Annotated in this window: 17 protein-coding genes; 8 read left to right on the top strand and 9 right to left on the bottom strand. The window is 39.0% G+C overall.

Features of this window, described 5'->3' with window-relative positions; translation table 11 throughout:
- Positions 1–65: 65 nt before the first annotated feature.
- Positions 66–2,828, bottom strand: a complete 2,763-nt coding sequence (polA, locus tag ASC84_RS11810; protein WP_056514848.1) for a DNA polymerase I — start codon at positions 2,826–2,828, stop codon at positions 66–68.
- A 162-nt stretch (positions 2,829–2,990) separates the two neighbouring features.
- On the opposite strand from polA, the gene ASC84_RS11805 reads away from it, so the two are divergent.
- Positions 2,991–5,708, top strand: coding sequence for a DUF2339 domain-containing protein (locus ASC84_RS11805; RefSeq protein ID WP_056514845.1), 2,718 nt, complete (start codon positions 2,991–2,993; stop codon positions 5,706–5,708).
- 100 nt (positions 5,709–5,808) lie between these two features.
- On the opposite strand, the gene ASC84_RS11800 is transcribed toward ASC84_RS11805, so the two are convergent.
- Both ASC84_RS11800 and ASC84_RS11795 read right to left on the bottom strand, forming a co-directional pair.
- Positions 5,809–6,984 (bottom strand): thiolase family protein, encoded by a 1,176-nt coding sequence (locus tag ASC84_RS11800; RefSeq protein WP_056514842.1) that lies wholly within the window; start codon positions 6,982–6,984, stop codon positions 5,809–5,811.
- Positions 6,985–7,101: 117 nt separating this feature from the next.
- Complete coding sequence (locus ASC84_RS11795; RefSeq protein WP_224964820.1) at positions 7,102–7,524, bottom strand: GspH/FimT family protein; 423 nt, start codon at positions 7,522–7,524, stop codon at positions 7,102–7,104.
- A 484-nt stretch (positions 7,525–8,008) separates the two neighbouring features.
- Here ASC84_RS11795 and omp38 point away from each other — a divergent pair, with 484 nt between their 5' ends.
- The 3 genes from omp38 (at position 8,009) to ASC84_RS11780 (ending at position 10,219) form a co-directional block, all read left to right on the top strand.
- Positions 8,009–9,040, top strand: coding sequence for an outer membrane protein Omp38 (gene omp38, locus ASC84_RS11790; protein WP_056514838.1), 1,032 nt, complete (start codon positions 8,009–8,011; stop codon positions 9,038–9,040).
- 117 nt (positions 9,041–9,157) lie between these two features.
- Complete coding sequence (locus tag ASC84_RS11785) at positions 9,158–9,613, top strand: OmpA family protein (RefSeq protein WP_056514835.1); 456 nt, start codon at positions 9,158–9,160, stop codon at positions 9,611–9,613.
- A gap of 75 nt (positions 9,614–9,688) precedes the next feature.
- Positions 9,689–10,219 (top strand): cysteine peptidase family C39 domain-containing protein, encoded by a 531-nt coding sequence (locus ASC84_RS11780; protein WP_056514832.1) that lies wholly within the window; start codon positions 9,689–9,691, stop codon positions 10,217–10,219.
- A 75-nt stretch (positions 10,220–10,294) separates the two neighbouring features.
- On the opposite strand, the gene ASC84_RS11775 is transcribed toward ASC84_RS11780, so the two are convergent.
- The 4 genes from ASC84_RS11775 to ASC84_RS11760 form a co-directional block, all read right to left on the bottom strand.
- Positions 10,295–11,500: an RtcB family protein gene (locus ASC84_RS11775; protein WP_056514829.1), complete on the bottom strand. Its 1,206-nt coding sequence runs from the start codon at positions 11,498–11,500 to the stop codon at positions 10,295–10,297.
- Between the two features lie 394 nt (positions 11,501–11,894).
- Entirely contained in the window at positions 11,895–13,358 is a 1,464-nt protein-coding gene (locus tag ASC84_RS11770) for an amino acid permease (protein WP_004723010.1), read from the bottom strand.
- Between the two features lie 2 nt (positions 13,359–13,360).
- The gene (locus tag ASC84_RS11765) at positions 13,361–14,392 is read right to left on the bottom strand and encodes a class I SAM-dependent methyltransferase (RefSeq protein ID WP_056514826.1); all 1,032 of its coding nucleotides are present in this window, start codon (positions 14,390–14,392) and stop codon (positions 13,361–13,363) included.
- A 69-nt stretch (positions 14,393–14,461) separates the two neighbouring features.
- The gene (locus tag ASC84_RS11760) at positions 14,462–15,835 is read right to left on the bottom strand and encodes a uracil-xanthine permease family protein (protein ID WP_004723006.1); all 1,374 of its coding nucleotides are present in this window, start codon (positions 15,833–15,835) and stop codon (positions 14,462–14,464) included.
- Between the two features lie 174 nt (positions 15,836–16,009).
- Between ASC84_RS11760 and typA the strand changes: the two genes are divergently transcribed.
- From typA to ASC84_RS11745, 3 genes are all read left to right on the top strand, one after another.
- The gene (typA, locus tag ASC84_RS11755; protein ID WP_004723004.1) at positions 16,010–17,845 is read left to right on the top strand and encodes a translational GTPase TypA; all 1,836 of its coding nucleotides are present in this window, start codon (positions 16,010–16,012) and stop codon (positions 17,843–17,845) included.
- Positions 17,846–18,037: 192 nt separating this feature from the next.
- On the top strand, positions 18,038–18,469 hold the full coding sequence (gene mscL, locus ASC84_RS11750) for a large conductance mechanosensitive channel protein MscL (protein ID WP_056514824.1): 432 nt from the start codon (positions 18,038–18,040) through the stop codon (positions 18,467–18,469).
- 141 nt (positions 18,470–18,610) lie between these two features.
- Positions 18,611–19,249 carry a hypothetical protein gene (locus ASC84_RS11745; RefSeq protein ID WP_056514822.1) on the top strand — a complete coding sequence of 213 codons (639 nt, stop codon included), beginning with the start codon at positions 18,611–18,613 and terminating at the stop codon, positions 19,247–19,249.
- Positions 19,250–19,504: 255 nt separating this feature from the next.
- Here ASC84_RS11745 and ASC84_RS11740 read toward each other — a convergent pair whose 3' ends face one another.
- Both ASC84_RS11740 and mutM read right to left on the bottom strand, forming a co-directional pair.
- Positions 19,505–19,789, bottom strand: a complete 285-nt coding sequence (locus ASC84_RS11740) for a peptidylprolyl isomerase (protein WP_004819160.1) — start codon at positions 19,787–19,789, stop codon at positions 19,505–19,507.
- On the bottom strand, positions 19,786–20,637 hold the full coding sequence (mutM, locus tag ASC84_RS11735) for a bifunctional DNA-formamidopyrimidine glycosylase/DNA-(apurinic or apyrimidinic site) lyase (RefSeq protein WP_056514820.1): 852 nt from the start codon (positions 20,635–20,637) through the stop codon (positions 19,786–19,788). Before mutM ends, ASC84_RS11740 begins: the two co-directional genes overlap by 4 nt.
- A 389-nt stretch (positions 20,638–21,026) precedes the next feature.
- Here mutM and ASC84_RS11730 point away from each other — a divergent pair, with 389 nt between their 5' ends.
- A complete protein-coding gene (locus ASC84_RS11730; protein WP_056514817.1) occupies positions 21,027–22,325 on the top strand; it encodes a carbohydrate porin in 1,299 nt (432 codons plus the stop codon).
- Positions 22,326–22,329 lie beyond the last annotated feature (4 nt).

Genomic DNA, 22,329 nt, shown 5'->3' with positions numbered 1-22,329 from the left:
AGATATTTAAAAAATATCTGTCATCCCAATTTTCTTCCTAGACGGACTGGGAATGTTGTAAAGGCTTAATGTGCTTCACCCCAATTCTTGCCTTGACCGACTTCAACAACTAAAGGTACCGATAAGGTAACGACTTTTTGCATTACATCTTTAATCTGTGCAGCCAATTGATCTGCAATAGCCTCATCAACTTCAAACACCAATTCATCGTGTACTTGAAGTAAAAGTTTGGCCTGGTCTTGAGGTAAGATTTTATTGACTTCAATCATCGCCATTTTAATGATTTCAGCCGCAGAGCCTTGAAGTGGTGCATTAATCGCAGCACGTTCCGCACCTTTACGCACCATCATATTTCGAGCATCAATATCTGGTGTATATAAGCGACGACCTGTAATGGTTTCTACAAAACCTTGTTCCAATGCGACTTGGCGGGTACGTTGCATATACTCATAAATACCCGGATAACGGTGGAAGTATTGCTTAATATAGTTTTGCGATTCTTCACGAGTAAAGCCCAGTTGACGAATCAAACCAAACTCAGACATACCGTACAATAAACCAAAGTTAACGGCTTTGGCTTGGCGGCGTTGATCAGAGGTTACATTTTCCAGCGCGACACCCAAGACCTCAGATGCTGTACGACGGTGTACATCTTGCCCATTTTGAAAGGCATCAACCAACGCATCATCTTGTGAGAAATGCGCCATTAAACGTAATTCAATTTGTGAATAATCGGCTGCCAAAAGTACACGCCCTTGAGGTGCAATAAAGGCTTTACGAATCTGACGACCAATTTCTTCACGTATCGGAATGTTCTGTAGGTTTGGATCGGTTGAAGACAAACGACCTGTTGCTGTTAAGGCTTGATGGTAACTGGTATGTACGCGGTGGGTATCGGGATTGGCTTGTTTGACTAAGGCTTCAGTATAAGTACTTCTAAGCTTGGTTAAACCACGATACTCAATGATCAGTTCAGTAATTGGATGATCGATTTTTTCTAAAACTGCTTCAGAGGTACTGTATTGTCCCGTTGCAGTTTTTTTGCCACCTTTTAAACCTAATTTTTCAAATAAAACTTCACCGACTTGTTTGGGTGAACCGACATTAAAAGATTCGCCAGCGATTTCGATAATTTGATTTTCAAGATTTTGAATGGTATTGGCAAAGTCCACACTGAGCTGATCCAAGAAGCTTAGATCAAGTTCAATCCCATTTTCTTCCATGGTCGCCAAAACACTGGCTACTGGCATTTCAATGTGATGTAAGATATTGATCAGTTCAGGAATTTCTTTTAGCTTACGTTCCAAAACTTCATAAAGGCGGTAGGTGACATGCGCATCTTCTGCTGCATAATGTCCAGCGGTTTCAATCTCGATTTGATTAAAGGTCTTTTGTTTTGCACCTTTACCAGCAACCTGTTCAAAAGTCGTGGTCAAATGGCTCAGATAAACACGTGCAACATCATCCATACCATGGCGTGTTGTCACTGCATTCAAGACATAAGAGGCCAGCATGGTATCAAAATACCAGCCTTGTAAATGGATACCGTGATTTTCAAAAATATGTGCATCATATTTTAAATGATGTCCAATTTTTTCAACACTTGGATCTTCAAGAATCGGTTTGATTTGCTGAATAATCGCATCACGATTGAGTTGCTCAGGTGCACCTTCATAATCATGTGCCAAAGGGATGTAATAAGCATCGTTGGCATCAAAAGCCACTGAAAAACCAACCATTTCAGCGATACGGTAATCTAAGCTTGTGGTTTCAGTGTCAATTGCAAAACGTTTTTCTGTGCTTAAGCGCTGGAAGAGCTTATCCCATGCTTCTTGACTTAAAACAGTATGATAAGTGGCTTCACCAAGGCGGTCATCAACACTCGAACTTGTTGCTTGATCTGTAATTTCATTTTCAACAGGCTGCTCAGTTTTGCTAATACTTTGTGTTGTTTGTTTATAGGCTGAGCTATTTGGATTATTGGGATGATCTAGCGATTGTAATTGATTACGGAATTCAAGTTCAGTATACAAGTTGCGTAATGCTTCAACATCAGGTTCACAGAGCTTTAAATCATCATAGGTCAAGCTTAAATCGAGATCGATAACAATACTTGCCAATTGATGATCAAGTGCAATCCCTTCAACATTGTCTTTTAAACTTTGTCCAACTTTACCTTTGATATTGTCAACATTTTCTAAAATGCCAGCAATCGTACCATATTCATTTAACAGCTTCGCTGCCGTTTTTGCACCAACACCAGGTACACCACGAATACCATCAGAGGCATCACCCATCAAGGTTAAATAATCAATAATTTGATCTGGACGGACGCCAAATTTTTCGATTACACCGTCGACATCCATCGGTTTGTCTTTAAAACTGTCTTCGAGGGTCACTTTATCCGTGACCAACTGAGCCATGTCTTTATCACCAGTAGAAATTAAGACTTGATGACCGGCTTTTTCAGCGCGTTTTGCCAAGGTTCCAATGATGTCATCCGCTTCAGCACCTGGAAGCGTATGTAATGGAATACCTAAAGCACGAATCAAGGAATGCAAATAAGGGATTTGTTGTGACAATTCTTCTGGCATGCTTGGGCGGTCACCTTTATATATTGGTGACAGTACATGGCGAAAAGTCGGTTCAGGCGTATCAAAAATAACCGCCATATGTGTTGGTTGCACACGACGCATCAGTTTTTGAATTGCAGAAATTGCCCCACGAATCGCATTGGTCTGTAATCCAGTTGATGTGGTTAAAGGTGGGAGTGCATGAAAAGCACGAAATAAAAAGTATGACCCATCGACCAATACAAATGGTGGCATTGATATTTTCCTAATTCAAATAACCGCTTTATTGTACGTGATTTTTTGCGCTTGCGAAGATGCAACAGTCATCCTTGTGTTACTGAATATCTGATGAATTCACATAATCATCAGGTAAGGCTGTTGTATCATCGAGTTACTCAGGATCGAGAAAGATGAAATATGCTCAAAGGGCAGAGTGAAATTCGCATCATTTGGTTAATGATGCTGATCATTATCGCAGTCAGTGCATGGTTTTTAGATGCACGGATATTGACCTATATCTGTGGTTTGGCATTTGTCATGAGTGTGATGCAGTATGTGGATGCGATTCAAGATCCATTGCAACAGATCGCGCAACAGACACGGGTTCCACTGCAAAGCACATCAAAAGTGCCATTATATATCTCCTCGATTATCGCCGTTGTGGGTTTAACACTGCATTTGAGCTGGATGGTGGGTTTAGGGTTAACTGCTTGGATTTTCTTTTTTTTACGCTGGTTACGCCGTTTAGAGCGCTATTTGAGCCAAGTTCAATTGCAAATTCAACACTTGAATTTGTCAGAACAGCGATCTCCAGATTTGAACCATCCATCAGCTATACAACAAAGCATCGGCACGCCACAAGATTCGTCGCTAAACTTAATGGGGCAAATTCGCCAATGGATTTTTCAAGGCAACCCTGTTTTGAAAGTTGCGATCTTGGTTTTGGTGATTGGTATTGTGTTGCTGTTGCGTTTTGCGACAGAGCATTGGCAATTAAGTTTAGCAGTCAAACTTTCAATTGTTGCTTTGTCCAGTGGTGCAATCACTGCGTTGGGTGTAGTACTACAAAATAAAAATCGTAGTTTTGCTTTAGCAATAGAGGGCTTGGGGCTTGCTGGATTATTTTTAACCTTATTCTTTGCCTATTACAATCAGGTGATTCCGAGTCTTTATCTGGCAAGTTTGTGTTTTGCTGTAATTATGGCGCTGACATTGAGTTTAAGCTTAAAGCAGCAAAGCGTGGAATTGGCATTGATGGCAGTGCTTATCGCTTATATTGCACCATTTACGTTGCCTGTGCGAAATGCAACAGTAGCAGAACTGATGGCTTATTATTTAGTGATTAACATTGCGATTGCTGTACTGAGTACATTAAGACCTTGGAAATATTTAAATCAGATCGGTTTTTTAGTGACTGTAATCATTGGTGGTGGTTATGCGTTCTATCATGGCTATAGTCAAGAAAAACAATCACTCACGATACTTATTCTTGCACATCTTGCAGTATTCATTTGGCTTGGTTTTCGATTTAGTCAATTGATCGCCAAACAGGATCTTGAGCAATTTAAACTGAAACCCAGTTTAGATGTTGCGTTGATTTTTGGTGCACCGATAATTGGCTATTTATTTTTATATTTAATGTATTTTCACCAAGAACTGATTCTTGCTGGTTTTAGCCTTGGTTTTGCTGTGGTGTTTGCTGGGATTTATCAGCTTTCAAAACGTAATCAATCTATTCAACTGATTTCTCAAAGTTATTTTAGTTTGGCATTGATCTTTCTTGCTTTAATTCCACCGATTCTTCTGCATGGTCAGTGGAGTGTGGTGGGTTGGGCTGTTGAAGGCCTCTGTATTTTTGGCTTTGCTTTATATCGACAATCGGTGATCAGTCGTTATATGGCGATTGCCTTGTTGATTGTTGCAGGCTGTTCAAGCCTTTATTACTTGTTTGAATTGCCTGATTTTCCAACCACGATGTATTGGTACTTATGTTTAAGCTATATCGCCGTGGTGTTATTGGCAAATAGGCGTGATGATTTTCGCAAACAGATCAGTTCAGTAACGACGTTGTTTTTAAGCCTACTGATGATTTCTGCAACCACGATGATTCTTGCATTATTGCTTGATCTCTTAGAGGGAGAGAATCGATATATATACAGTGTATTGATTGTGGTTATTGCTTATCTGTTGATGAATGAATTGATGTTATGGCTAAAGGCCAGATCAACATGGTTGATTCCAAAATGGATTGGGGTAATTCCCGTCTATGTATTTACACTCATTTTATTGCTGGATATTAGTAAAAATGGCATGTTGCTATGGACCAGTGATATTGAACGATGGGGTATCGCAGTTTCAGGTTTAGTGCTAGCGACAGTCTGGTTAAGACCTGCAAAAGGGCTACAGTTTGAAAGTGAATGGCTCAGTTTAGGTGTTTTAATCAGTTTAAGTCTAAGCAGTCTTAGCTTAATTGCAACGATGCCTTATATCAGCATGGTCATTTTACCTTTAGTGTTTTGTGGATGGTGCTTCTTTCAGAAAAACTCAGAATGGACAATGTTTTGGCAAACGCGCAGCAGTTTGTTACTGATGTTGATTTGGATGATTTGTTCTCAGCTATTTTCACAGCAAGCATTTCAAGGATATTTATTACCAATCTTAAATCCCTTTGATTTGGTTAGTATCGCCATGTTAATTGGTTTTTTCTGGATGCTGAACCTTCAATTTAAACAAGCTTTGAAGCCGGGAATCGACCATGGAATACTTGCAGTACTATGTGTTTTAAGTTTGTTATGGCTGAGTAGCTATATCGTTCTAAGAGCCTTACATGTGTATTTTGCTACACCTTATAACCAACTGAGTCTTTGGCAAGATGCCACTGCTCAACTGAGTCTAACCTTGCTTTGGGTAAGCTTAGCCTTTATTGCGATGAGCTTTGCTAGCCGTAAATTATTACGTCCTTTATGGATTTTAGGGGGGAGCATTTTGGTGATTGTCACCTTAAAATTGGTACTGTTTGATTTATCTCATATTGGAACGTTAACGCGCGTGATTTCTTTCTTGGGTGCGGGTTTTGTGATGCTGATTATTGCCTATATTGCCCCGATTCCAGAGCAGAACAATTTAAATCCTTAATTATGAATTGAGCGATATTTAAGTTGTTCAGGTGAAAGCAAAATAAAAGAGGCGTCTACCATGTAATAGACGCCTCTTTTTAATTCAAGGATTGAGGTGCTTAAAGAATTTCAATCGCTACAGCAGTCGCCTCACCACCACCAATACAAAGGGCAGCAATACCTTTTTTACCACCAGTACGTTTTAACGCATGAATCAAGGTCAGGATGATGCGTGAACCTGTAGAACCAACAGGATGGCCGAGGGCACATGCACCACCATGAATATTGACTTTTTCAGCGTCCAATTTAAATTCATCGATAGGGCACATGGTAACCATAGCAAATGCTTCATTGATTTCCCATAAGTCAACATCTTGAACATCCCAACCGGTTTTATTCAGTACTTTTTGGATTGCACCTACTGGGGCAATGGTAAATTCAGAGGGATGTTGTGAGTTTGAAGCATAGGCAACAATTTTTGCTAAAGGTTGAAGCCCTTTTGCTGCAGCATGATCCGCAGAGGTTAAAACCAGCGCAGATGCACCATCTGAAATTGAACTGGCATTGGCTGCCGTGATTGTTCCATCTTTGGCAAACGCAGGGCGCAAGCTAGGAATTTTGTCGATATTGGCATTAAATGGTTGTTCATCTTGATCTATAACAACATCGCCTTTACGGCTTGAAACTGTGACAGAAACGATTTCATCTTTAAACCAACCTTCAGTAATAGCTTTTTGTGCACGTTGTAAAGAACGAATCGCAAAATCATCCATCTGTTGACGTGTATAGCCTTTGCTATTTGCCATATCTTGGGCAAAAGAACCCATTAAACGACCCGTTTCAGCATCTTCTAAGCCATCAAAGAACATATGGTCTTTTACTTCACCATGGCCCATGCGATATCCACTACGTGCTTTTGGCAAAAGATAAGGTGCGTTGGTCATCGATTCCATACCGCCAGCAACAATCACTTCCGCCGAACCTGCTTTGATTGCATCCGCAGCCTGCATAACTGCTTTCATGCCTGAACCACATAATTTGTTAATGGTTACAGCACCGGTTGAATCAGGTAAGCCGGCTTTGCGCATCGCTTGGCGTGCCGGGCCTTGTTTTAAACCCGCAGGTAAAACACATCCCATAATGACTTCTTGTACATCATTTGGTTGTAAGCCAGCACGGGCAATGGCTTCTTTAATCGTCGCAGCACCTAGTTCTGGCGCAGTCAAACTGGTCAGGCTTCCTTGAAAACCACCCATAGCTGTACGCGCACCATTCACAATTACGATGTCAGTCATTGTTTTAATCTCCAAATGATTATTCTGTGAATATATCCAAAACCTAAGCAGTATATAAAAAATAGTATAAGAATAAAGTCTAGCGATTGAATATATGCTGACCGTAGAGAACAGTTTTTAACATTCAGGTGGTGGCCCTAAATTTATTGCTCCCATTCGTCCGATTTTGTAGCGCTTATTATTTACCTCATCATATTGGCTACAATAATAGAAGCTTCCAGGTGAACCTCTGGGTAAACCTGTATCACCTTGTAAAGTCAATACATCTCTACTGCTGGCACTTCCGACCCAAGTCAGTTTGCCATATTTAATTTTATTTTCAGTTTTGAGGAGTATGTGATCTTCAGAATCGACTTGTTTGTTTTTATTTTTATCTGTAAAAATAAGTAATCCTTTGTTCCATTTGTCTTTTTCACATCGAATTAAATCTTCAGATGAACAAATGACCACAGTAGTATGTCGAACTAAAGCTTGACTTCTTGCATAAGAAACATGCTGTTGAATATGTGCGGAAATGATTCTAATCTCTTGTTTTTGCATCCAATTATGATAATGGGGCAAACAGATTAGGCTGATAATTGTAAGGATACAAATAGTGGTAATAAGCTCGAACAAGGTAAGTCCTCGTTCTTTACAATAAAAATACATCTTTGAGGCTTCTGTTAAGTCTTGTTTTTTATTTGAAAAATAATGATTTTTCTATTAAATTTAATTGAAATGTTAACGTAGTAAAATATTTATTACTATCAGTTTCTTTTACTGCTAAAATGCACGTAGCAAAAAGATAAGCGATCCACGCAAAAAAATTGAGTAAAAAGTTACCGAATTACAACGGAAATTGTAAGTAATTTTGTCAATAATTTACTTGATTAAAGTTATCAAGCACTTGGAAAAAGCCTCAAGTGTTTGTATGATTCAACGTGAGTAGCTTAAAAATAATACTGGGGTATTAAAATTTATCTCAGGATAGCCAATAAATTTTAGGCTAAGCTTGAACAACAATTGTTATCTCTGGAGGATATCCATGAAATTGAGTCGTATCGCACTTGCTATGCTTGTTGCCGCTCCATTCGCTGCTGCTAATGCTGGTGTAACTGTTACACCTTTACTACTTGGTTACACTTTCCAAGACTCTCAACACAACAATGGTGGTGATAAAGGCGAGTTAACTAACGGTCCTGAATTACAAGACGATTTATTCGTTGGTGCTGCACTTGGTGTAGAACTTACTCCATGGTTAGGTTTTGAAGCTGAATATAACCAAGTTAAAGGTGATCTTGACGGTACTGGCGTAGCTGGTTCTGAATACAAGCAAACTCAAATCAACGGTAACTTTTATGCTACTTCTGATTTGATCACTAAAAACTATGACAGCAAAATCAAACCGTATGTATTGTTAGGTGCTGGTCATTACAAGTACAAACTTGATGACATGTCTTACCATAACAACGAAGAAGGTACTTTAGGTAATGCTGGTGTTGGTGCTTTCTGGCGCTTAAACGATGCTTTATCTCTTCGTACTGAAGCTCGTGGTACTTATAACTTTGACGAAAAATTCTGGAACTATACTGCTCTTGCAGGTCTTAACGTAGTTCTTGGTGGTCACTTGAAGCCTGCTGCTCCTGTAGTAGAAGTTGCTCCAGTGGTTCCAGTTGCTCCAACTCCAGTTGAACCAGCTCCACAAGTTCTTACTGAAGATTTGAACATGGAACTTCGTGTGTTCTTTGATACAAACAAATCAAATATCAAAGATCAATACAAGCCAGAAGTTGCTAAAGTTGCTGATGCGTTAACTACATTCCCGAATGCGACTGCTCGTATTGAAGGTCATACAGATAACACTGGTCCACGTAAGTTAAACGAACGTTTATCTTTAGCTCGTGCTAACTCTGTTAAATCAGCGCTTGTAAGCGAGTACAACATTGATGCATCTCGTTTGTCTACTCAAGGTTTCGCTTGGGATCAACCGATTGCTGACAACAAAACTAAAGAAGGTCGTGCTATGAACCGTCGTGTATTCGCGACAATCACTGGTAGCCGTACTGTAACTAAATAATCCTTTATTTAGTGAATAAAAAAGCGACTCAATTGAGTCGCTTTTTTATTTAAAGTCCTTATAATTCTAGAATATCTAAATAAAATTGAATCAGAAATTAATAATTACAGGTTAACGATGAAATATATTATTTTAGGACTGGTACTCATGGCATTAAATGCCTGTACGTCGACACCAATAAATTCAAATCGTGTTTCAATCCAAAAACAGTATCCAAATGAAGTGAAGTCATTGAAAAATGGGCTGTCCATATATTTTCAACCGAAATCAACAGACATTGAAGCTGAGTATAAACCTGCTTTATCTGTTGCTTCACAATTATTGAAAGACAATAAAAATTTTGTTCTCTACATTGAAGGCCATACAGACAGTACTGGCTCTTTGGCTGCAAATAATAAAGTATCGTTAACGCGAGCAAATATTGTCAAAGATTTTCTCTTAAATGAATATCAGGTCAATCCAGAGCAATTGATTACGCTCGGTTTAGGACCAACCAAGCCAATTGCTGATAATAAAACAGCTGAAGGTAGAGTGAAAAATAGACGAGTAACGGTGACTTTAAAAATTAAGTAATTTCGATAAAGCCTCTCAATTTGATCTTACAGCGTTATAATTGTTGATTGTGATTTCTACAAGTTTGAAAATTGAATGAGTGTGCATCTGCCTAAAGCCTTATTAGACCTAGAATCAAATTGCGGTATTTTTGCTGTTTGGATGTTATTGCAAAATTACTCAATTCAGTTAGATATTCAACAACTGGTTAAACTTTGTCATCACGATGCAGAGGATGGTACTTTTACGATTGGCCTAGCCGTTGGATTAAAAAAATTAGGTTTTGATCTGTCTTTTTATACAGATGAAGACTCAAATATTCATGAAAAAGAAATCGTTCGTTATCAAGACGCGAAGAAGTTAGGGTTGCAGATTAGTCCAGCGCTGAGCTATCAAGAAATTCAAGCCTATATTGAACAAGGGTGCAATATCATTGTTTTTTATGACACTTTAGAAGGTGTTGGAAATCATTCGTTGGTTTATTCGATAAATGATCAGGAGATTTGTTTCTATGATAATTTTGAAGCTATGCCGAAAGCTGTCTTTGAACAACAACGTTTAGCTGAAGGAATTTGTCAGCAAATGATTGTGATTCGTGAATATTGTCCTGCGATTCGATATTGTTAATTCAATTGCAAATGTGAATCTCAGTAAATCGAAATTTACTGAGATTCATGATAAAAATTAAGGGCTATTTCGGCTTTAGCCTTTAATACACAATACTTGTTTCAGTGTATGGACCACATCAATCAAATCATTTTGATTGGCCATAACTTGATGAATATCCTTGTAGGCACTTGGAATCTCATCAACCACACCTTTATCTTTGCGGCACTCAATGCCTACTGTTTGTGCAATCAAATCTTGCTGATTAAACAAATGCTTGGCTTTAGAACGACTCATTTTACGTCCTGCACCATGTGAGCATGAACAAAAAGAATCTGGATTACCTTTACCTTTAACGATAAAAGATTGCGCGCCCATTGAACCGGGGATAATCCCATATTCATCGAGCCCTGCACGAATTGCACCTTTACGTGTAACAAATACGTCTTCATCAAAGTGAAATTCTTTCTGTACATAATTATGATGACAATTAATCGCTTCTTTGGTCATTTGAAAACTTGGTAATAATGGGCGAATTGCTTCTAAAATTAAACGCATCATTTCTCGTCGGTTTTCAAAAGCATATTCTTGTGCCCATTCTACAGCTTCAACATAATCATCGAAATTCGTCGATCCTTCTGCAAAGTAGCTCAAGTCTTTATCAGGCACGTGACCAAAACGATGTTGTGCTTCTTTCTTGGCACGTTCAATAAAGTAAGTGCCAATCACATTACCTAAGCCACGGCTACCTGAATGCAGCATGACCCAGATATCATCATTTTCATCAATACACAGTTCAATAAAGTGATTACCACCACCTAAAGTCCCGAGTTGCTTTTGCCATGTAACATCAAAACTACGTAACATGCGTTTTAAAGCAGGGTGTTTGTCTGTAATACGCTGGAGTTTTTTATCTAAGGGCGAAAGGGTTGAAGCCTTTGCTTTGATTTGTTTGTGCATTTCAAAGCCGACAGGTACTTTTCTTTCAATGGCATTGCGTAAAGTGCTTAAGTTATCGGGCAGTTGAGATGCTTTTAGACTAAGTCTTAATGCATTCATACCACAACCGATATCCACGCCAACCGCAGCAGGAATGATGGCATTTTTGGTGGGAATAACACTTCCCACGGTTGCGCCTTTACCCAAATGTACATCTGGCATGACTGCGATATGTGAATGAATAAATTGCAATTGTGCCATTTTTCGCAGTTGCGTTAGGCTTTCCTCATCCACATCTTTTGTATAAATTTTTACGGGAACGCCATATTCTGCTTTGGCGTTTAAAATCATTTGTATGCTCATTTTTTTCTCGAAGCAAATTTTTTTATTGTCCGAAGGTGGTTACAACACTATTGTCAAAGCAATGATCGATTCAAATTTTAAAGACAATAAAAAACCTAGCGAATGCTAGGTTTGACTGACATTCGGACACTTTGATTAATTCAGTGCCCGTGGGTAGACGACTGCTTAATCTTAATTTAAAGTTTTCTCAAGTTGATGCATGTCGTACTCCTATACTTTTTGATTTAAAATCAAAGGTGAAAATTCTGATTGGAAATAATCCAATGGGCGTTATTCTATAAAGAAAAAAAACTTTGTCAATGAAACATAGCAAATTAATTTTTAATTCACGTTGAATTGCTGTTATAAAAAACAATAAAGCAGCTAAAAAGCTGCTTTATTTACATCAAGTGATTTACTCTTTTTCGACTTGAATGGGTTGTACATCCATCTGATCATAAGCAATCAATTTAGATTTGTGTTTCCACTTATAGCCAAGCCAGATAACAAGGAACAGCGGAATACTGATATAAGTAGACAACACACTCATCCATTTTCCATCAAGCACAGCTTCTGCATTTTGGCCAAGAATAATGATGGCACAAAGAATAAAGGCAAACCACGGACCAAAAGGGAAGAATTTTGCACGATAAGCGAGATCTTCAAGTTTATAGCCTTGAGCCAAATAACCTTTACGGAAGCGATAATGTGAGATTGCGATACCTAACCAGACAATAAAACCGCACATACCTGACATGTTTAACAGCCAAGTAAACACGACACTTTCACCAATAAAGGTGGTTAAGAAACACAGTGCCGCAATTGCCGTTGTTGCATACAGTGCATTCATGGGTACACCGCGAAGATCGAGTTTAGAGAAAACTCGTGGCGCTTTACCTTCACGTGCCATATCAAACAACATACGTGTTGATGAATACATACCTGAGTTACCTGCAGACATAATTGCAGTCAAAATCACGGCATTCATTAAGCCTGCTGCAAATGCTAAACCTGCTTTTTCATATAACAGAGTAAATGGTGACAGGGTAATGTTTCCATCACCTTCCGCAGCAAGTGCAAGGTTTGGATCTGTATACGCAACCAATGTACCAATGATAAAGATACACAATATATAAAATAAAAGAATACGCCAAAAGATTTGTTTAATGGCGATTGGAATGGTTTTTTTCGGATCCTTAGATTCACCTGCAGCGACACCGACCATCTCCGTCCCTTGGAACGAGAATCCAGCGATCATGGCCACACCGACTAAGGCTTGAAAGCCACCTACAAATGGCGCTTCACCAACGGTCCAATTCTTGGTAATTGAATCTGTTGGATCTAACATGATTTTACCAATCATGAATAAGCCAATGACAATAAAGAAGATGATGGCAATGACTTTAACCAGTGAAAATAAAAATTCACTTTCACCAAAGCCTTTTACAGTTAAGGCATTGATACAAAAGATAATCGCAAGGAATAGCGCACTCCACCAAAAGCCGGGGATGTCTGGAAACCAAAACTTCATGATGAATTGAACAGCAACCAATTCAAATGCAACGGTAATGGCCCAGTTATACCAATAGTTCCAACCGAGTGCGAAACCAAAACCTTCTTCTACATACTTATTACCATAGGTAAAAAATGCACCTGATGTTGGATTGTGGGTTGCAAGTTCACCTAAACTGGTCATCAAGAAATAAATCATGATACCAATCAGAACATAAGCAAGTAATGCACCACCAGGTCCAGCAGTGGCAATCGTTTGACCAGAAGCAAGGAATAACCCTGTACCAATAGAACCGCCAATGGCGATCATGTTTAAATGTCGTGCTCCAAGCTTACGCTGGAGTTGAGGATGATCTGTTTCGCTCATCGTTATTCCTTACTACTTTTTTGAGTGTTGGCGAACAGCACTTTAAAGCCTTGTTGATCTGCTTTAGTCGTACATTGACTAAAACTCTGCTCAATGAGTAATGGGTAATTTAGGAAGCGGTTTGCCACAATCCATAATTCACCACCTGATTTTAAATGTCGTCTCGCAGTTTTACATAACGTTTCACTGGCATTGTAATCTGTTTGAATACCTTGGTGAAATGGAGGGTTACTCACAATGGCGTGTAAGAACAATGGCGCATCTTCAATCCCTGTGACTGCTTTTATTTCAAGTTGTTCTAAAGGTAAATTATTTTTTTCAAAAGTCATTTGCGTTGATGCTAAAGCAAAAGCATCGATATCTAAAGCAAAAATACGATTTTTCGGATTAAGTTTACTGAGATAAGCACTGATGACACCTGCACCACAACCAAAGTCCGCAATCTTACCAGACGTCACTTGTTTGAGATAAGGTAAAAGCACTGCAGTTCCAATATCTAGACGATTTTGGCTAAATACACCAGGGAGTGCACAAATGCTAAGTTCTCCGGCAGGTGTTGGAACATTATAGACTTGCGCCCATTCTGCTAATGGCTTTGCTGTCACGGTTTTATCTGTGGTGAGTTGCCACATTTGACAATGACGTGCGCTATCAAGCTTGATGGCTTGACCATAAGGCTGGAGTTGTTTTGCAGCACGTTCTACACCACCTTTTTTCTCTCCAACCAAGAAAATCGAAGCGCCAACAGCTAAACGACTGACTAAATTGTGCAAGATATAGTTGAGTAGCTCTTTTGATTTTGGAACAAAAACAACAGCTTGATCAAATTCAGCTTCTGGCAGGTCAGTACCAAAATGTACCTTTGCCTGCTGATTCTGAAAATATTGAAACTCATTGTAATTCCAAGTCCAAATGCTTGCTTCGATGTTATGAGCTAAATTTGAAAGTAGATCATCCGTTGCTGCATTTACAAATAGCACGCGTCCAGAAAGGTAGTCATGCTGTCGAATGACAACTTCGCTTTTTGGCTCCATATTCACCATCCATCAATAAAAATTAGAGCAATGCCCAGTCTAAGCTGGGCATTATAAAGAATAGATTTATTATTTTTTAGTTTCGGGTAAAACTAAATTCAAAATTAATGCAGCTAGCCCGCCAGTTGCGACACCAGAACTAAAAATATTACGCGGTAATTCTGGCAAATGTTCCAAAATTTGAGGAACTTGTGCAACCCCTAGGCCGAGACCTAAAGAGATAGCAATAATCAGTAACGCACGACGGTCTAGTTGAATTCCCGATAAAATGTTAATGCCTGAAGCAGCAACTGCACCAAACATTACCATAACCGCACCACCCAGTACCGCTTGCGGTACCGCCTGAATGATACCAGCAACAGCAGGGAATAACCCCAGAATGATGAGTAGGATTGCAATCCAAATCCCAACAAAACGACTTGCAACACCCGTCAACTGAATTACACCGTTATTTTGTGCAAAGACAGAACTTGGGAATGTATTAAAAATCCCTGCAAGAAATGAGTTGGCACCATTGACCAGTACACCACCTTTAATTCGTTCCATCCACACTGGGCCATCTACAGGCTGATTTGAAATTTTAGAGGTTGCGGTGACATCGCCAATTGCTTCTAAAGACGTGACAAGATAAATAAACGCCATAGGAATAAATAAGCTCCATGAGAAGCTAATTCCAAAATGCATTGGTGTCGGAATTTGAATCAATGGGGCATCTTTTAAACCAGAAAAATCTAAATAGCCCATAAAGCCCGCAAGAATATAGCCAATGACTAAAGCAATAAGAATTGCAGAACTTTTCACCCAAACCACTTTGAAGCGATTGAGAAGGACGATAATTGCCAACACTGTACATGACATGATGAGATTGTCGGCGCTGGCAAACGTATGGCTTTCCATGGCTTGGTAGCCACCACCCATGCTGATTAAACCTTCTTTAATTAAGGTTAAACCAATCAACAGTACCACAATCCCTGTAACCAAGGGCGTGATCAACTTTTTTACCCAAGGTAAAATACGTGAAACACCCATTTCAATAAATGAGCCTGCAATGACCACACCAAAAATAGATGCCATAACCGCTTCTACTGGTGTGCCCGCAGCAACCATGGCTGAACCAATCCCAATCATTGGACCAATAAAGTTAAAGCTTGTACCTTGAACAATCAGTAGCCCTGCACCAAATGGTCCAATTTTTTTACATTGTAAGAATGTTGCTACCCCAGAAATCACCAATGACATGGAAAGAATCATGTTGGTATCTTGAGGAGAAACACCTAAAGCTAAACAAATCAGTAAACCGGGTGTTACAATTGGAACAATAATCGCAAGTAAATGTTGCAAAGCCGCAAAAAAAGCGATGAGTGGTTTTGGGCGATCATCTAGACCATAAACAAGATCAATTTGAGCCTGTTTCTGATTGGGAGAGGGGGTAGAATTGGACATGGCACAGCAATTGGAAGTGGCAAGATGGCGCTATTCTAATCGCTTTACACACTATTACAAAATAAAAAGCCCGCTGTTGTGAAAAAAACTTGTAACTGTCAATAAACTGTCACTACTAAAAGTTAAGATTTTTCTGTATAATTTGCCCTCAAATTTAAAGCGTATCGAATTTACATGTCTGATATTAAAACTCTCCGTAATATTGCCATCATCGCGCACGTCGACCATGGTAAAACGACTCTTGTCGACAAACTTTTACAACAATCAGGTGCACTCGGTGACCGCGCGGGTGAGATTGAGCGTGTTATGGATTCGAATGCGCTTGAGTCTGAACGCGGTATTACCATTCTTGCAAAAAACACTGCAATCAAATGGTTAGACAAGCGTACAAATACTGAATACCGCATCAACATCGTCGACACCCCAGGACATGCTGACTTTGGTGGTGAAGTTGAACGTGTAATGTCTATGGTTGACTGCGTACTTCTTCTTGTCGATTCACAAGAAGGCCCAATGCCACAAACTCGCTTTGTAACACAAAAAGCGTTTGCTCGTGGTTTGAAGCCAATTGTTATCATCAACAAAGTAGATAAGCCAAGTGCTCGTCCAGACTGGGTAATCGATCAAGTATTTGATTTGTTCGATAACTTAGGCGGTAGTGATGAACAGTTAGACTTCCCAATCGTATATGCTTCTGGCTTACGTGGTGTTGCTGGTCCTTCTCCTGAAGAATTAGCAGAAGATATGACACCGTTGTTCGAAACAATCGTAGATATCGTTGAACCACCAGCAGTTGATATTGATGGTCCATTCCAAATGCAAATTTCATCACTTGACTATAATAGTTTCGTGGGTGTAATTGGTGTTGGTCGTATTCAACGTGGTTCAGTAAAAACCAATACACCAGTGACTGTTATCGATAAAGATGGCAAAACACGTAACGGCCGTATCTTAAAAATTATGGGTTACCATGGTTTAGAGCGTGTAGATGTAGATTCTGCTCAAGCGGGTGATATCGTATGTATCACTGGTTTAGATGCTTTGAACATTTCTGACACAATCTGTGATCCTAAAAATGTTGAAGCATTACCTGCATTGTCTGTAGATGAACCTACAGTTTCGATGACTTTCCAAGTAAACAACTCACCGTTTGCTGGTAAAGAAGGTAAATTTGTAACTTCACGTAATATCCGTGAGCGTTTAGATCGCGAATTGATCCATAACGTTGCTTTACGTGTTGAAGATACTGACAGTCCAGACCGTTTCAAAGTTTCTGGTCGTGGTGAACTTCACCTTTCAGTATTGATTGAAACCATGCGTCGTGAAGGCTTCGAGATGGGTGTTTCTCGTCCGCAAGTGATCATGAAAGAAGTTGATGGCGAAACTCAAGAACCATATGAAAACGTTACTTTTGATGTTGAAGAGCAACATCAAGGTTCTGTTATGGAACAAATGGGTAACCGTAAAGGTGAGTTGACCAATATGGAAGTTGACGGTAAAGGCCGTATCCGTATTGAAGCAACTGTTCCATCACGTGGTTTGATTGGTTTCCGTTCTGAATTCTTAACCATTACCTCTGGTACTGGTATCATGACTTCAAGCTTCTCGCATTACGGTACAGCTAAACAAGGTGCAGTTGCGAAACGTCAAAACGGTGTGTTGATCTCTATGGTTAACGGTACTTGCTTAGCATTTGCATTGTTCACTTTACAAGACCGTGGTCGTCTATTTGCTGAACCACAGTTAGAAGTTTATGAAGGTATGATCGTGGGTATGAACTCTCGTTCAGACGACATGACTGTGAACCCAACCAAAGCGAAACAGTTAACTAACATGCGTGCATCTGGTACAGATGAAGCGTTAACGTTAACACCTGCAATTAAATTCACGCTTGAACAAGCATTAGAATTTATTGAAGATGACGAATTAGTTGAAGTAACACCTAAATCAGTTCGTATTCGTAAAAAATTCTTAACTGAAAATGAACGTAAACGTGCTTCACGTGGCTAAGCGTTCAAACTGGAAATAATTCAATTTCTAGAAAAAAACCGCAATTTTTTAATAAATTGCGGTTTTTTTATATAAATGTAAAAGGATATTGGTTTTTAATAAAAAGCGAGTAAATTAGGTGGAAATATATGTTGAAACATAATGTATACTTCGTCACATAAAAAATACGCAAAATCGGCGTGGAGTTAAAATATGAGTATTCTTTCAGAATTCAGAGAATTTGCTGTTAAAGGCAATATGATGGATTTGGCAATTGGTGTCATCATTGGTGGTGCTTTCAATAAAATTATCGACTCATTAGTGAAAGACGTGATTATGCCTTTAATCACAGTGATTACGGGTGGTGGTGTTGATTTTACCCAAAAATTTGTCGTACTTGGCGATAACCCAAATAACCTTTCATCATTGGATGAATTAACCAAAGCCGGAATTAACGTATTAACCTATGGTAATTTCATCACAATTGTATTGAACTTCCTGATCTTAATGTGGGTGGTTTTCTTGTTGGTTAAATTCCTAAATAAAATCCGTAAACCTGCTGAAGAAGCTCCAGCTGCTACACCAGAAGATATTGCATTACTGCGTGAAATTCGTGATGAATTAAAGAAACGCCCTGAAGCTTAATCTTCATTAAATTGATTCAAATTACAGTATTTTAATATATCTAAACCCTGATAAAGCTATTAAATCATTGTAAAAGAGTTGAATGAAACGGTACGATCAAGTACCGTTTTTTATGCAAGCAAGAAAATAGGGATGGGGCTGATGAAAAAAAACATAGGGATTATGGCAATACTTATCAGTTTGTATGCATGTTCAGAGCATCCAAAAGAGCAGCAATCTGCTGATACTCTAACATCTACACAAGCGGACCAAAGCCGACCTGCCAGTGGTTTAACCTTTAATGAGATGCCAAATGAAGATACCCGCTATGCCACTATAGAAACCGACTCGGTAGATGAAAATGAAACATTACTTTTGGCATTACAAACACGTTTATTAAAAGCCAATTTTGAGTTTATAGAAAAAGACAGTGGCAGCTCTTGGTCTGAAAATGATTGCTCTCTGAATAAAGTGATTCAAGTAAAAGGTGAGGGCATTCGCTCTTATAAGGCAATCAGTAAAGTTAAGTTAGGTGATGAAAAACAATATCGTCCAGATTTTGTTTTGCTGGTTTTTGCGTTTAAGGATGAACAGGTTGCTGAGCAAAGTTTTCAAATGCTTAAGTCTGCTGTCTATTCAGCTGGGGGGTACTGTAATGGTAAATCTCCTGAAACCATTGTCAGGAATGGCAATGAAATATTTTACTTTACCACTCGCGAAGAAGCATTTAGATCATATATTGATGATTATGCGAAGTTTATCCATGAATTTAAACCTGAGCAAATTGATTCAAAAATATAGGAGGGTTTAAATTAACGAGAACAGCTCAGATTTTTATTGTTTTGTTGTCTTAATAAACAATAAGGTTTAAAGCAAATATTAACATCCTTGTCATTGCGCTACGTGATAGACACACTTTGAAAGCCTGAATGATCGAAAAGCAAAAGTATTTTAATTTAGCTTCAGTGATGGTTGTTGTTGTGACTCTAATTTGAACATTGCTGATAAATAGTGGAACATTCTCTCAATGTCTCCAAAAGAATGTAAATCTTTAAACTAAAAATCCATGCGAAATTTAATCTCAACCAAGTGAAAGCCGAATTGGCTTTTTACTGGACCATGAAGTACACGTTCAGCAGCGGTAAATACCAGTTTATCAATCACAGGAACAAGTTGTCCTTTTTTTACTTCACCCAGTTCACCACCACGTTTTGCTGAATTACATGTGGAATGCTGTTTGGCCACTTTGGCAAAATCAGCGCCATCATGGATCTTCTTCTTAAGTTGTTCGGCCAAGTCCTTATCTTTGACGAGAATATGTCGAACGATTGCAGTTTTCATTTACTTTTTCCTCGTGGTTTTTGTGGGATGCTCTTCGTGATCTTTAATGGTTGGCATTGTGGGCAAAACACACTGGCTCTTTGTCCTAACTTTAAATTTTCTAAAGTGGTTTCACAGTTAATACACATCTCACCCGCACGACCATAAGCCAATAAGGTCTGCTGAAAGTAGCCATTCTCACCCATGGCGTTGCTATAGTCTCTTAAAGTTGAACCACCCAAATCAATCGCTTGCTTTAAAATTCGTTTAATTTCGATAACCAATTTTTGAATTTGCGCTTTCGTCAAACTCGAAGCAGGCTGTGCAGGGTGAATCCCTAAATTAAATAAGCTTTCGGTTGCATAAATATTGCCTACACCCACAACAATATGATTATCCATGATTGCAACTTTTGTGCCGACATTTTTATTTTTAAACTTTTCTGCTAAATATTCGGCATGAAATTCATCACTCAATGGTTCAGGCCCTAAAGTATCAATCAATTTTGTTTGGCTTTCTTCATTCAGCCAAATGATACAACCAAAACGTCGAGGGTCATGATAGCGCAGCTGTGTGTCTTCAAACTGAATGATCAGATGGTCATGCTTTCTAAGTGCTTCATGTTCATCACAGATTCTAAAACTACCCGACATACCCAAATGCCATAACATGCTATGGGTTTCAAACTCTGCCAAAATGTATTTTGAGCGACGTGTTAAGCGAACGAGTTTTTGACCTTGAAGTTGTTGAATATCTTCGGGTATAGGCCAGCGTAGCCGTGACTCACGCACTTGAACATGAAGAACTTTCTGGTCAATCAGGGGGAGTAAACTGGTTTTTGTTGTTTCAACTTCTGGTAATTCAGGCATGCACTTGTCACATTGGTGTGAGGACTGAATATTGTATGCAAGAATTGGATTGCGTTAAAGGGTGGTTGTGCTGAGCCTAAGACTTTAGGTTAAAATTATAGATATGATCGTAGAATAAGATTGCACTTCTGTTATTAAGTGATTGTTATCTAAAATAAAGTTTATTGATAAAATAAAGTTTTCCAATTGATAAAAAATATATGATAGTTATATGTAAAAAAATGTGTAAATTTCTAGTGAATTGTTTACTGAAATAATTCTTTTTATCTCGATATTTCAGGAAAAATAGTCATTTTAAAGCTGGAACTTTCTATTAAATTTAGACGGTTAAAGTGATTGAGAGTTGACTAGTTTATCTTTATTCGTTTTGTTCCTGATTAGGCTTTCCCATGAAAAAAATTGCTTATCCGTTATTGGCAATCTCTGCATGTAGCATGATGTCTTTTGCATCAGCTGAAGATGCGTTTAATTTACACGGCTCAACCATGACGGGTGATTGGAATGGGAGTCGGACTGAACTTGCAGAAAAGGGAATCAAATTTGATGGCACCATTGCCATGGACAGTTCATATCTCGCTGATGGTGGTTATGATGCGCACCAAGCGCCAACATTTGCGACACAATTCGGACTGGGTACAACCTTAGATATGGGGAAACTGGCGGGTTGGAATGATGTGACTATTCGTGCTTTAGTTACAGCACGTCAAGGTGAAAGTACTTCACTCAGAGGTATTCAAGCACCAGATGCACCACAATGGGCAAACTCGCAAGCCAATTGGGGACGTGGTAATTCGGGGAGCCGTCTCAGCGAATTATATATAGAAAAGAATTTTAAGGATCAAGGACTAAGCTTGCGTTTAGGTCGTATGGGTTTAGGTACTGAATTCAATACCATGGCTTGTGATTTCCAAGGCAATGCATTTTGTGCAGCACAGATGGGGAAATGGCAAGGCAAGCTTTGGTATAACACACCAGTCTCACAATGGGGCGCACGCTTAAAATATCACATCAATCCTGAACTATTTGCACAAGTGGGGGTGTTTGAATACAACCCTGATAATGCTTTAGAGCGACAAGGCTGGAATTTGGATACAAAGCATGCCGATGGTGTAAATATTCTTTCTGAAGTGGTGTGGTCACCTAAGCAGGGTGTGAATGATTTACCAGGTAGTTATCGTATTGGTACGCTTTACAATACTGCTGATGAGGCTAAAAATCAGTACGATGTTGCTTATAAAGCAGGAACTAAGGCTGAAGATCGAACATATGGCGGTTGGATTGCGTTTGAACAGCAATTGACTTCAACTGGAGAGGGGAAACGTGGTTTACATAGTTTTGGTAATTTCACCATTCATGATCGTACTACGACAGCCGTAAATGATTCACAGCAACTCGGTCTAAAATACTATGGTCTGTTTGATGGTCAACCAAACGATATTCTTGGTTTGGCGGTAAATCGGGTACATTTGAACGATCGGTATACTAATTATGTGAATGGTGCTCGTTTAGGAACAAATTTAAGACAGTTGAATGAAGATGCAGAGTATAATGTTGAGTTGAATTACTCATATTACCCTGCCAAATGGTTCATGCTTCGTCCTTTAGTGCAGTATGTGGTACATCCTGGTGCAACCAATCAGGTGGACAATGCATTTGTCGTTGGCTTGGGGTCTAAAATTATTTTTTAATACC

It is taken from the genome of Acinetobacter sp. Root1280 (genome assembly GCF_001425285.1).
GTDB lineage: Bacteria > Pseudomonadota > Gammaproteobacteria > Pseudomonadales > Moraxellaceae > Acinetobacter > Acinetobacter guillouiae.
The sequence above is the reverse complement of the archived record's forward strand: the minus strand, read 5'-3'. Positions and strand labels throughout refer to the sequence as shown.